This is a genomic window from uncultured Cocleimonas sp., from assembly GCF_947495625.1.
GTDB lineage: Bacteria > Pseudomonadota > Gammaproteobacteria > Thiotrichales > Thiotrichaceae > Cocleimonas.
The window spans coordinates 1-12,569 of record NZ_CANLZW010000005.1 but is presented as its reverse complement, the minus strand read 5'-3'; the positions used below and the strand labels follow the sequence as shown (position 1 = coordinate 12,569).

Annotated in this window: 11 protein-coding genes; 5 read left to right on the top strand and 6 right to left on the bottom strand. The window is 39.6% G+C overall.

The window, feature by feature from the left end:
- The first annotated feature begins 1 nt into the window (after position 1).
- The gene (gene purN, locus Q1A31_RS03985; protein WP_299872696.1) at positions 2–697 is read left to right on the top strand and encodes a phosphoribosylglycinamide formyltransferase; all 696 of its coding nucleotides are present in this window, start codon (positions 2–4) and stop codon (positions 695–697) included.
- 32 nt (positions 698–729) lie between these two features.
- On the opposite strand, the gene Q1A31_RS03980 is transcribed toward purN, so the two are convergent.
- The 6 genes from Q1A31_RS03980 to Q1A31_RS03955 form a co-directional block, all read right to left on the bottom strand.
- Entirely contained in the window at positions 730–1,026 is a 297-nt protein-coding gene (locus tag Q1A31_RS03980) for a hypothetical protein (RefSeq protein ID WP_299872694.1), read from the bottom strand.
- Positions 1,013–2,869, bottom strand: coding sequence for a Na/Pi cotransporter family protein (locus Q1A31_RS03975; protein ID WP_299872692.1), 1,857 nt, complete (start codon positions 2,867–2,869; stop codon positions 1,013–1,015). The genes Q1A31_RS03980 and Q1A31_RS03975 overlap by 14 nt, the downstream gene beginning before the upstream one ends.
- Positions 2,870–2,928: 59 nt before the next feature.
- Positions 2,929–4,497: an inorganic phosphate transporter gene (locus tag Q1A31_RS03970; RefSeq protein ID WP_299872690.1), complete on the bottom strand. Its 1,569-nt coding sequence runs from the start codon at positions 4,495–4,497 to the stop codon at positions 2,929–2,931.
- A gap of 527 nt (positions 4,498–5,024) precedes the next feature.
- Complete coding sequence (locus tag Q1A31_RS03965) at positions 5,025–5,435, bottom strand: hypothetical protein (RefSeq protein WP_299872687.1); 411 nt, start codon at positions 5,433–5,435, stop codon at positions 5,025–5,027.
- A 67-nt stretch (positions 5,436–5,502) separates the two neighbouring features.
- Positions 5,503–5,805, bottom strand: coding sequence for a cytochrome c (locus Q1A31_RS03960; protein WP_299872684.1), 303 nt, complete (start codon positions 5,803–5,805; stop codon positions 5,503–5,505).
- 156 nt (positions 5,806–5,961) lie between these two features.
- Positions 5,962–6,870, bottom strand: coding sequence for a LysR substrate-binding domain-containing protein (locus Q1A31_RS03955; protein WP_299872681.1), 909 nt, complete (start codon positions 6,868–6,870; stop codon positions 5,962–5,964).
- Positions 6,871–7,012: 142 nt separating this feature from the next.
- Here Q1A31_RS03955 and Q1A31_RS03950 point away from each other — a divergent pair, with 142 nt between their 5' ends.
- The 4 genes from Q1A31_RS03950 to Q1A31_RS03935 all read left to right on the top strand — a co-directional run bounded on the left by Q1A31_RS03950 (position 7,013) and on the right by Q1A31_RS03935 (position 12,392).
- A complete protein-coding gene (locus tag Q1A31_RS03950; protein WP_299872678.1) occupies positions 7,013–8,845 on the top strand; it encodes an assimilatory sulfite reductase (NADPH) flavoprotein subunit in 1,833 nt (610 codons plus the stop codon).
- Positions 8,846–9,067: 222 nt separating this feature from the next.
- A complete protein-coding gene (locus Q1A31_RS03945) occupies positions 9,068–10,846 on the top strand; it encodes an NADPH-dependent assimilatory sulfite reductase hemoprotein subunit (RefSeq protein ID WP_299872675.1) in 1,779 nt (592 codons plus the stop codon).
- A 521-nt stretch (positions 10,847–11,367) separates the two neighbouring features.
- Complete coding sequence (locus tag Q1A31_RS03940) at positions 11,368–12,021, top strand: phosphoadenosine phosphosulfate reductase family protein (protein WP_299872672.1); 654 nt, start codon at positions 11,368–11,370, stop codon at positions 12,019–12,021.
- An 86-nt stretch (positions 12,022–12,107) separates the two neighbouring features.
- Positions 12,108–12,392, top strand: a complete 285-nt coding sequence (locus Q1A31_RS03935; protein ID WP_299872670.1) for a hypothetical protein — start codon at positions 12,108–12,110, stop codon at positions 12,390–12,392.
- Positions 12,393–12,569: the final 177 nt, after the last annotated feature.

The following is a 12,569-nucleotide window of genomic DNA, read 5'->3' as shown; positions in this document are numbered from 1 at the left end:
TATGCCCAGTTCTAAGCTCCAGTCTGACAGTTCTCCTGATACCACTTCTGACAACAACTATAAGCTGGTTGTTTTAATTTCAGGAAGTGGCAAAAACCTTCAAGCGATTATCGATAATATTGAAGCTGGAAACATCAAAGCATCAATAGCTGCAGTTATCAGTAATCGTGCTGATGCATACGGTCTTAAACGCGCCGAAAAATCTGATATTGAAGCTAAAGTTCTGGATCATACTAAATATGATTCACGAGAAGCGTTTGATGAAGAATTACAAAGTCTCATCGATAGCTACTCACCAGACTTAATCGTTCTGGCTGGTTTTATGCGTATTCTTAGTGATCATTTTGTAGAGCATTTCACAGGCAAGATGATCAATATTCATCCTTCGCTATTGCCTTTATACAAAGGCTTGCATACACACCAGAGAGCCTTGGCAGACAAGCAAACAGAACATGGTGCGAGTGTGCATTTCGTGATTCCCGAATTAGATGCGGGAAAAGTAATTATTCAGGGAATTGTTGATGTAAAAGAAGATGACGATGAAGAGTCATTAGCAAATCGCGTGCATCAAATCGAACACCAAATTTATCCGCATGCGGTTAAAATATTGGCTGAGGGTCAATTAGAATATAATGCAGGCGAAGTTTTATATGATAATAAGCCTATGCTGAACCCCCTGAAGAAACAGCTAATTTAAAGAAATAAGATCTAGTTATAAAAACCCACAGATTAATCTGCTGATTCATCGGAAGGCTTCTCTTCCTTGTTAATCTTGGCTTCTTTATGTTCCTCTTTCAATTCTTTAAGAAGCTTTAGACCTTTTTTTCGATGCGCATGAATCAACGCTAGCTCATTGGAAATTTTTTCCTTACTGCCTCGTCCTTCTGCAAACTTCAATTCAAGCTTCTTTTCACGTTTACGTAATTTATTCAAGACGTGCTTTAAACAATTAATTTTTGATTTTCGCTTGCGGTTCTCGGCACCAATGTAGTCGTCTGCCTTCGCAATTAACTCACTTATCTTCACAATCTATACTCCCTTTATCTGAATCCAAATTCTCAGATCTTTTTCGCGCAGCAACCGCTTCTGCCATCTCGTCTTCGTCCAGCATCAAGCTTTTTTCGATCTCGTGCATTTCAGTGTCCTGACTCTTAAATAGGATTGAAGCGATCTCTATTAGTTTATTCGCTATGATATTAGTATAGCTGTGATCATTCATGAGTGACGTCGCCATTACGCCACTGATGTGTTTATCGCGAATCAGTTTATTCATATCGACAAAAAACTTTTTATCAGCTTCTATTATGCCAATCTTCATCGATTCAAGTGTCGCCAATGCTGTTCGATGCTCGTCTGGATCTTTTTGCATATCTGACAAGGCTCTTAAAATAGTACCTAGACGAAAACGTATTTGATTGTATTCTGCACGAATATAGGGATTAGAATTGTTAATATAATGTGACAAATTTTTATGAAGGTGCTGAGTACTCTTAATACTTTCCAGCATTGCCCTTCCAGCCGAACGTAACTCAAACACTTCATTGCTTTGATCTTGTGTCATGTTTTCATTGGCTTTACCAATGAAGTTAACGATTTCCGCGTAGAGTCCTTTAATTTTATTGGTATATTCTTCTTTAATATTTACCGGAATCGGTTTTCTCTGTGATTTAATAATATCTTCAACAGGTAGATACGACTTAATATCCCGAACTCTAAAACTTAAACCGTGACAAACGATTCCAAAAAAGTACTGATAAAGATTAAGCGTTTCTTTACGTACAGCTTCGAGCGCCATTTCTGGCAGCTCTAATGAGGCATTGTTCAAATAAAGTGGTTCTGCAATTTCATGCTGCTTTTCTGGTAAAAGCTTGGTAATCATCGCTCCTAATTTATTAATAAAAGGTAGCATCAAAGCAATACCCAACAAATTAAACAGCGTATGAAAAACGGCTAGTTTTAACGTGTAATTATCAGATGCGATACCCAAACGTTCTGATAGCCAATCTACAGAATCGACTAATTGTGCTATCAGTGCGATAGCCACCAATCCGGTAACCACATTAAACACCAGATGTGCTGCAGCGAGTCGTTTTCCATTAATATTGGCACTGATAGAGCCTATTATTGCTGTGACAGTGGTTCCCACATTACTGCCTATAGCGAGCGCCAAAGCATTTTCATAAGTTATCTGCTGACTGGCTAAAGCAGTAATAATCAACACAAGTGTCGCATGACTTGATTGCATAATGACGGTTGCGGCAATACCTATCAACGTATACAGCAATAAGCCTTTGAAGCCAGACATTGCATAGGTGGTTAAATCAATATGCTCACGGAAAGATTCAAACCCTTCTTTCATGTAATGGATACCAAGAAATAAGAATCCCAGACCAGCCAGAATATAGCCGATCCCTTTTAATTCCTTGGGCTTTTGCAGAACAAGAATGACACCAAACACCAACATCGGCATCGCATAGGCTGATATATTAACCTTAAGACCTAAGCCCGCGACTAGCCATGCGCCAGTTGTTGTACCCAAATTTGCGCCAAAGATAATGCCGATACCAGACGCCAGGGTAATTAAGCCAGCTGACAAAAAGGAAATGGTTATGACAGAAACCAGAGAGCTGGACTGCATCAGTGTTGTCGTAACTACACCAAAACTCATGCTTTTCCATAAACCATTAGTGGTTTTCTTGAGGATTTTTTCTAGTAAGCCTCCGGTGAAAGCCTTAAAGCCCTCTTCCAGAGCAAGCATACCAAATAGAAATATAGCTACCCCCGCAGTAATCTGCTTAAGGTTAGGACTAATCCAGAAACCATAAGACAGAATTGCGAAGATGCTTAATAGGACGACTCTCCTAAACATATCAGTGACTATTCATTATTTTATTGATTTTTTTGTTTAGCTTTTACTTAGCCATATCACTATGGAAGCATAGCGCCCCTGATAGTGTAAAAGATTAAGGCCGATAATATTGCAGATGCAGGTACGGTGATAATCCACGCGGCTGCAATTCTTAATAATGCAGATCGCTTAACCAACTCTCTGCGATAAACTTTTTTCAGGCTCTTCTTTTCACGCTTGGTTAATTCCGCTTCAGTGCGCTTTTCTTTGAGTTCTTGCAACATAACACTCTTTTTAGCCACGCTCGCTTTTTGGAATTCTTCGATAAATGCTTCTACAACCTCATGTTCAGAACCTTCGTGGTGGTCAATAATTTCATCAACTTTGCGATCGTATGTTTTCTTAATGTATTCACGCAGAAAGCCCACACCAAAAATACCGCCCACAGCAATATGCGTAGAGCTCACTGGCAAACCTAATTGAGATGCAATAATAACCGTAATTGAAGCGGCCATCGCAACACTAAAAGCCCTCAATTTATTGAGTTCTGTGATTTCACTACCCACAGTACGAATCAGTTTAGGACCAAATAATGCCAAACCAAGAACGATACCTATTGCACCAACCATCATGACCCAGATTGGTATTGAAGCTTTACTATGAATGCCACCCTGTGTAATTGAATCATTAATCGCAGCTAATGGACCTACTGCGTTGGCAACGTCATTGGCACCATGTGCAAAACTCAGCATAGCAGCGGCAAAAATCAGTGGAATGGTAAACAGGCCGTTTATAGAATCCTTATCATTTTCAAGCTTATCTGCTGCCTTAGCGATCAATGGTTTAATGAAAAAATAGATCGCGATAGCTATTAGGAAACCGATACCCAAGGCCATCAAAAAATCCACTTTCCAAAGTTTCTTTAAGCCCTTCATAACCAGATAAGTCGAAAATGACCACGCCATTAATGATAAAAGAATCGGCACCATGCGTTTGGCAGCTAAAATTTTATCATCCTGATAGGTTATTGCGTGCTTTATAAAATACAGAAAACCCGCAGCAATTACCCCTCCCAATACCGGTGATATTACCCAGCTGGATGCTATGGCTGCCATCTGATCCCAATTGACGATTCCCCAGCCACCGGCTGCTATACCAGCACCCATGACTCCACCAACAATGGAGTGTGTTGTCGATACGGGCGCACCTACTGCAGTAGCAAAATTCAACCACACTGCCCCCGCGAGTAATGCCGCCATCATTAACCAGATAAAGACATTACTGTCTTTAATCATTTCGGGATTAATAATGCCTTTTTTGATGGTACTGACAACATCACCACCAGCTATCAGTGCACCTGCAGCCTCAAATACCCCAGCAATAAGAATAGCACCGACAAGTGTTAAAGCCTGTGAGCCCACCGCTGGCCCGACATTATTAGCAACGTCATTAGCACCAATATTTAATGCCATGTAGCCACCAATCATCGCTGCAACTATTAACATGATACGGTTTGGCACATCTGGAATATTGAAATGCGTATACAACATAATTCCTATCATAAATACCAAGACTATGGCCATACGAAACGACTCGCTTTTACTAAAGCCAGTATTTTGTTCTATTTTATTTATGCTCGATAAATCCATACAGTTATTCCTGTTGTTGACATTATTAACGTTGTTGGCGTTATGTCTTAGCTAACTAGAACTGACTAGCTACCACCATTAAGATTAAGGGAAACAAAAAACTCATTGTTAAAAAGAGAGTTTTCTACCAGATACGAGAGTACAGACTTGCATTTACATCACTATAAAGATGTATAGGCTTGTATGCTTTCTGTATATAGATATAGTTCAAAATTGGTCTATTGTACAAACTATTCGGAAGGATATATGACTTACGTCAAAAGACAATTTTTTTGAATAAATTGAGCCTGTTTTTAAGCAAAAAATGTCTACAAAAACTGGACTTGTGGGATTGCTTCGTAAAGGAGAATCAAATTAGCATTTATGAAGAAAACTGCTGTTATTTGTAGGTCTGGTAAAGGCAAATAAAAGAAAAATAAGAAAGAAATTAAATAATAAAAGAAATCAACCTAGCAGAAACAAAAAAGGAGTAGCTTTTAACAGCTACTCCTTGAGTATTTATAAGTTAAAAAACTAAAAATAATTACTTATTCTGGAACACCCTGCCATAGCATTTCATAACCTAATTCATGGGTGTCATCACAGAATTCAGCTAACTCGCTAAATTTCTCTTTGAATAACGCATCAGCATGTGATTTTTCGTGTTGCTCAAAAGATTTCCAGTAGGTAATTATCGCAATTTCGCCCTGCTTCACTTTCGCCGCTTTTTCTTTTTCAGCAGGAGTGGCGCCTACCGAACCTTCTTCAGAAATAAAGCCTGCGTACTTAAATACCTGACCACCGATGAAGCCGCCATTATCATCACCATAATTATTTTTAACAACGTTACACATTTCGCCGAGGGTCAATTCAACATCTTCAATTTTTACGCCATCTTTAAGATCTACAACGTTGAATAACATGACACAGCCAAACGGAATTTCTATTGGGTGAAACATAATTTTCTCCAGTTAATCTAATTAGTTATAACAATATAACTATTTGGGCAAATTCCTAAAATTCAATCTACTTCTTAGGGAATTTGTAATAGCTTTGGTTTAGATAATCAGTAATCTCATCCATATCTTCATCAAACAAAGAAGTACCCAGATTGGCATCACACATTCTTACCATTGAACCAAGTCCTTTAAGATCTTTAACCCGTAGTTGTTCACGTGTATAAAATTTATCATCGTGTTTAACTTTATGGCAGTTAAGACAATTTTCATCATGAATCTCTTTACCCGAATGCTCATCGTCGGCATAAACGGAAACACTAAAGGCTGTAGATAAAAGAAGACTGCTTAATGCTATTGATAAAAATTTCATAAATACTCCTTATGGTAGTTAATTGTTATTAATACTAACAAACAATACCAACAATTTTATATTTTTGTATATCCCACAGTAGTAATAATTTATTCAATTTCCTATGTTCATAAAATTGGGCTTTTTACAATAGTGATTAAAAAATTCGAAAAACTATCAGGAAACTGAAAGCATCGTTTTTTGGCCATGCTCCACCAATAAATCAACGCAATCATGTAAGTAACTTTTCATAAACTTACTTTTAACATACGCGACCGAGGTTGTAGAATTCGGAAAAAACTGCGATAAGTCCCGCAACACTAAATCACTATCATTCTGTTCTGAATACGCCATTCTTGAGATGATTCCTGCACCAAACCCAAGTCGTACATAGCTTTTAATCACATCAGTATCGGTTGCAGAGAATGTTACATCCATTTCAAGACCTTTGTCTTTGAAGGTTTGATGGATTTTAGTACGACCTGTAAAGCCGAATACATAAGTAAGTAAAGGGAATTCAGCTATTCGTTCAAGATTGAGCTTGCCTTTTTCTAACGGATGACCTGAAGGAACGATCAATGCATGATTCCAGTCATAACATTTATTCTTTACCAGATCAGAATGCTCCGCTAATTCTTCGGTACATACCGCAATATCGGCTTCTCGTTTATGCAACATATCGACTAATTGTGTCGGATTACCTTGAAGAATATGTATTTTGACCTTGGGGTATTTTTCGCGAAACTGTTTAATCACTTCAGGTAGAAAATACTTCGCCTGCATATGAGTTGTGGCTAAACGTAGCTCCCCTATTCGTGCATCTCGATGGTCATCCGCTACGGCACGAATATTATCCATTGCCAGCTCCAGATGATCGATTTCTTTACAAATATCAATACATAGAGGCGTCGGCTCTACCAAACGTTTTCCCTTTCGAATAAACAATGGCATCCCTAATTCATCTTCTAACAAACTCAGCTGTCGACTAACGGCAGATTGCACAACATAGGTCTGCTTAGCAGCTTCGCTAATATTTAAACCATTGCTTAATAAAATTTTGAGTAATTGTAATTGTGTAATTTTCATATATCTAATTATGTCATATAGATAACGAATTTAATCACTTTTATTGTTGTTTATTTTAAGGGATATTAGCTTCCACAAAATGCTGACAGCAAATATATCAGTTAAACATTTATGAAAGGCGAATAAAAGCGAGTGAATAATCATGACATTACTAAACCAACAACAAATACAGAAAGTGTCTTCAGCAGTCGAAGGCCTTAATGCGAATCAGCTTGCATGGGTGAGTGGTTATTTCTCTGGCTTATCTGCAAATGCTGACACGGGTTTACAGCATCAGATCACTGACTTATCCAGTACACAAACTGGCGCACAGACTAGCCCACAACTGCATACCGCAGAAAAAGTGACGGTATTGTATGGCAGCCAAACAGGTAACAGCAAAAAAATTGCAGAGTCAGTAAGTGCCGAACTTAAAACCAAAGGCGCTGATGTTACTTTAAAGAATCTACTGGACTACAGACCACAACAACTAAAGAAAGAACAGAAAGTTGTTCTTGTGATCAGTACTCATGGTAATGGCGAAGCACCTGATGAAGCTTTGACGTTTTACAACTTCATCTATAGTGACCGCGCACCTAAATTAGACAATCTGGAATTTGCAGTACTTGGCTTAGGTGATTCTAGCTACGACGACTTCTGCCAGACAGGTGTTGATGTTGATGCTAAATTTGAAGAACTTGGCGCAAAACGCTTTCATGACCGTGTCGATCTAGACCTTGATTTCGAAGTAGGTGCAAAAAGCTGGCAGCAGGAAATCGTTTCTAAATTAGATGCGCTTAACGATCAAAAAACAGAATCGAATGACGCTCAGCATGTCGTTATCGACATCAATAGCAAACAAGCGATTAACACTGCTGAAACACAAAGCTGGAGCGAAGCAAATCCGTATCACGCTGAGATTATAGCAATTACAAACCTGACCACAGATGATTCTGAGCAAGATGCTTACCACATCGAAATCTCAACAGAAGCTGAAGGTCTACGCTACGAACCAGGCGATCTCATTGCGATTCTGCCAGAAAACAATACCGAACTGGTTGATGCAATCATCAAACAATTAGATGCAAGTGAAACCGAGTTGGTGACTGTTTCAGGCGATACAAGCTCATTACGCAATGCCCTAACGCATAAATTAGAAATCGCGAATCTTACGGCTAAAGTTGTAAAATCTTATGCTGAGTTAGTAAGCAACGAACCACTAAACGCGCTTACTGCAGATAAAGAACAATTAAAGCAATATCTTCACGGTTCTGACCTGCTCGACTTATTACAAGATTACCCGGGTGAGATTGCGACGGCAGACTTATTAAATATTTTGCGTCCGCTGTTCTCTCGTCAGTATTCAATTGCCAGCAGTGAGCAAGTGCATACCGAAGAAGCACATATTTTAATCAAGCCTGTCTACTATGATCACAACGATAGAAAACACCTTGGTGTCTCTTCTAACTGGTTAATCGACAAACAAGCGGGAGATACAATCCCGGTTCACATCAAGCCTAATAGCGGATTTTCATTACCTGAAAGCAATGAAGACAAGATCATCATGATCGGTGCAGGCACCGGTGTTGCACCTTACAGAAGCTTTTTGTACGAACGTGAAGCACGTGAAGCGAAAGGCAATAGCTGGTTGTTCTTTGGTGAGCAACGCTTCCAGAGTGACTTCCTATACCAAACGGATTGGCAGCACTTCCTGAAGAATGGCACATTAGAAAAAATGAATGTTGCTTTCTCTCGAGATCAACAAGAGAAAATCTATATTCAGGACAAGCTACTAGAAGAATCAGCACAAGTGTTTGAGTGGATTGAACAAGGCGCGACGCTGTATGTATGTGGTGATATCGACAGACTGGCACAAGGTGTTCACGACACGCTTCACAAAATCATTAGTAAACACTCAGGTTTAGATGACGACGGTGTAAACAACTATATCGATCAGTTAAAGATCAATAAAAAATACCAGCGTGACGTTTACTAACAGACCAAAAATGTATTAGACACCCCCCTACTTACAGGGGTTTTTTATTAAAAGCTAAAAACAACGAACAAACAGGAACAGGAATAATCATATTGAAAAAACTTTAGCGCCATCATAACCGTTAGCACCATTAACCACTCATTGATTGAGTGACCAGCAGACACAAGCTGAAACGTTAATACTGATATCGCTGAAATACTCCGTATGATTTAACACAAAACAATGAAAAATGTATTAGACCCAAGCAAAGAACTCATCAAACACCAGGGTGTGTTAATCAATGACAGCACCCCTGTGGAAGTTGCAAAAGATAAAGGTAACTACCTTCGTGGAACCTTAGTCGATACCTTTGCCGATCAAATAACAGGATCGATTCCCGCAGAAGACACTTACTTACTCAAGTTTCACGGCACCTATCAACAAGATGATAGAGACCAGCGAATCGTGCGTCAGGAAAAGAAATTAGAACCTGCTTATTCATTTATGATTCGCGTCAGAATTCCTGGTGGCGATTTAACTTCAGATGCATGGCTCGCGCTCGATGCGATCAGTGACGAGTACGGCAATAAAGATTTCAAACTAACGACGCGTCAAGCGGTGCAGTTTCATGGAATCATCAAGTTTGATTTAAAGCAGACAATCAAAGCGATGGATAAAGCATTACTCGACAGCATTGCTGGCTGTGGTGATGTCAATCGAAACGTCATGTGTGATCCTGACCCTACGCAATCCAAAATTCATGCGCAGGTCTTCCCATGGGCTAAAAAAATCAGCGAACATCTGTTGCCTAAATCTCGTGCTTACCATGAAATCTGGTTAGATGAAGGCTCTAATGGAAAGAAGGGCGAAGGCAAAAAACTAGTTTCTTCAATCACACCTGAAGAAACCGTTGAACCGCTTTACGGCAAACTCTATCTGCCGAAAAAATTCAAAATTGGTATTGCGATTCCACCAAATAACGACAGTGATATTTACACCAATGATGTGGGCATCGTCGCTATCGTTAAAGATGAAGTGCTTCAAGGTTTTAATATTGCCGTAGGTGGTGGTCTAGCGATGACGTTTGGTCGCACAGAAACATACCCAAGACTTGCGACCGATATTGCCTATGTAAAACCAGAGCAATTACTTGAAGTCGTGACCAAAATCGTAGAAATTCAACGTGATTATGGTGATCGAACAGACCGCAGTCAGGCGCGTTTAAAATACACCATCGACCGCATGGGCCTAGACACATTCCAAACCATGTTAATCGAACGCCTTGGTTACAAGCTTGATGCACCAAAGCCTGTTGAATTCAAAACGTCAGCAGATAACTTTGGCTGGCATAAAGCGACCAATGACAAGTGGCACCTACTATGTTTTGTTGAACATGGTCGCGTACAAAACGTCGAAGGCTCTCAACAAAAACAAGCCTTAAAAGAGATCGCAGAACTCGGTGTGTGTAAGTTCAGACTCACGGGTAATCAACACGTATTGCTCGTCGATATCGAAGAAAACGACAAAGCCAGTATTGAAGCGATCTTCACCAAATATGGTTTATCCGCTGATGCCAGTCACCTGAGTGGACTGCGCCGTAATGCGATTGCCTGTGTTGCACTAAACACCTGTCCGTTAGCAATGGCAGAAGCAGAAAGATACTTACCTAGTTTAATCACTAAAATAGAACCCATTCTAGAAAAGAATGGTTTGATTAATGATGAGATAAAATTCCGCATGACAGGATGCCCGAATGGCTGTGGTCGTTCGGTAATGGGTGAGATCGGATTTATCGGTAAATCATTGGGTCGATACAATGTGTATCTCGGCTCAAGCCATCAGGGTGATCGACTCAGCAAACTCTATAAAGAAAATCTGGATGAGAAACAAATCCTCGAAGAGATGGATCTATTGCTCACCGATTATGCTAACAATAGAAATAAGGGTGAACACTTTGGTGACTACGTCATTAGAGCGGGCTATGTTAAAGCAACCAAACAAGGTCTGGATTTTCACGACTGATTTACCTTATAGCAAGAACCCAGACTGCGTCATATCTGGTATGGCGCAGTTTGAATGCAGTAAACTTTTGATTCCAAAATGCCTCCCTCACTTCTCTTTACTTAATCTACTTTTACTTAATCTACAATTCTGAAATCTCTTTAATCTTTTCAATTTCTTCAACCCCAAAGAGCCTGCTCTTTGTACTCCATCAAATCCATGCAGATTTCGTTTTCTTTATTAAACATCAGCTCGATGTAAAGAGAGCCCTTCTATCGCTTGATAGATCAATTAAGCAAAGCCCCCCCCCCCCTACTTTGAGGCCTTTTTTTATCTTCTTCTTTATTTATTTCCTCATTTATTTCCTTGTTTATTTCTCCGTTAAACATCCTTCACTCAATATCTAAAAGTTAGATACATAAATCTAATTATATCGTTTTAACTGATGATAATTTTAAATGATAATAGCATTCATGCACTGAATACCTTTATTAATAAGCACTTTTCAGTACAAACATAATCATTAATTTTTAGGAGAAATCATGTCAATCAACATAGAACAATTAAATGCCGAAGTGACAGGCAAATCACCACAGGAAATTATCAAAGCAGTGTTAGCAGCGGATTCAAACGCGTTTGTGACTACAAATTTCAGCCCGTATGAAACCGTCATTTTACACATGCTCACACAAGTTAAACCTGACATTCCTGTGGTATGGATTGACTCTGGTTTAAACAAACCAGAAACCTATGAATTTGCAGAAACCGCAATCGAAGAACTAAACCTGAATGTAACTGTATATACACCAACAGTAACGGCGGTGCGTTTAGAATCTGTATTCGGCGGCATTCCAACTATTGATGATGAGCGTCACGCAGCATTCACCAAGCAATTCAAGTTAGAGCCCTTCCAGCGCGCGATGAATTCACAAACAGATAAAGTCTGGTTTACCGCAGTACGCCGAGAACAAACCGCAGTCCGCGCAGACATGGAATACGTTGATAATGGCCCATTTGGTTTAACCAAGATAGCGCCTTTACTGGATTGGACATTAGAGCAGATGGACGCGTACATCGAAAAGTACAACCTACCTAACGAAACAAACTACTTCGATCCGACCAAAGCAGAAGGCGATCGCGAATGTGGTTTACACACTTTAAAGGTAGAAGACCAGCCAATAGAAAACGCGGCGTAGTCTTAAAACATACACCACAATAAAGACAAATCACCCCTTGGCGACCATATTTGCCAAGGGGTATCAGCAAAATCCGGAAGGGCAATATGCAAGAAATCATCTTTGTAAAAAAGAAACTGGCAACCGGCGAATGGTGCGCTAAATGTATCGATGTATCTAATCGTTTAGAAAAAGATGGCACCTTACGATATATAGATCGCATCGTGGTCGCAGACGTAAACGATGCGCAATCAGAAGGCATTCAATTAGCCTTAAAACATAATATGGATCGTGCGCCATTTTTTATCGTGACAGATTCAAACACCACCCAGATATTCGATGTGTATTTCAAATTCAAACGTCATATTCAACGGTTTGCCACAGCGGCTTAATTGATTTTACGCGCTGCTTTGATTGTTGAATAAAACAGCGCAAAAGCAAGATCAGGATATCTGGTTATTTGCATCGAAATGCTGTCTACTAACTGTTACTTTCTATTACACATAAGAACCACGTCCTTAGGACGTGGAAGAGGTTCAAGGCTCTAGCCTCAAGAACCTACTCAGGTG

Excerpts from the sequence above, each read along its gene's own strand:
- purN (WP_299872696.1), top strand. The coding sequence starts at position 2 with ATGCCCAGTTCTAAGCTCCAGTCTGACAGTTCTCCTGATACCACTTCT.
- Q1A31_RS03975 (WP_299872692.1), bottom strand. The coding sequence starts at position 2,869 with ATGTTTAGGAGAGTCGTCCTATTAAGCATCTTCGCAATTCTGTCTTAT.
- Q1A31_RS03970 (WP_299872690.1), bottom strand. The coding sequence starts at position 4,497 with ATGGATTTATCGAGCATAAATAAAATAGAACAAAATACTGGCTTTAGT.
- Q1A31_RS03965 (WP_299872687.1), bottom strand. The coding sequence starts at position 5,435 with ATGTTTCACCCAATAGAAATTCCGTTTGGCTGTGTCATGTTATTCAAC.
- Q1A31_RS03960 (WP_299872684.1), bottom strand. The coding sequence starts at position 5,805 with ATGAAATTTTTATCAATAGCATTAAGCAGTCTTCTTTTATCTACAGCC.
- Q1A31_RS03955 (WP_299872681.1), bottom strand. The coding sequence starts at position 6,870 with ATGAAAATTACACAATTACAATTACTCAAAATTTTATTAAGCAATGGT.
- Q1A31_RS03950 (WP_299872678.1), top strand. The coding sequence starts at position 7,013 with ATGACATTACTAAACCAACAACAAATACAGAAAGTGTCTTCAGCAGTC.
- Q1A31_RS03945 (WP_299872675.1), top strand. The coding sequence starts at position 9,068 with ATGAAAAATGTATTAGACCCAAGCAAAGAACTCATCAAACACCAGGGT.
- Q1A31_RS03940 (WP_299872672.1), top strand. The coding sequence starts at position 11,368 with ATGTCAATCAACATAGAACAATTAAATGCCGAAGTGACAGGCAAATCA.
- Q1A31_RS03935 (WP_299872670.1), top strand. The coding sequence starts at position 12,108 with ATGCAAGAAATCATCTTTGTAAAAAAGAAACTGGCAACCGGCGAATGG.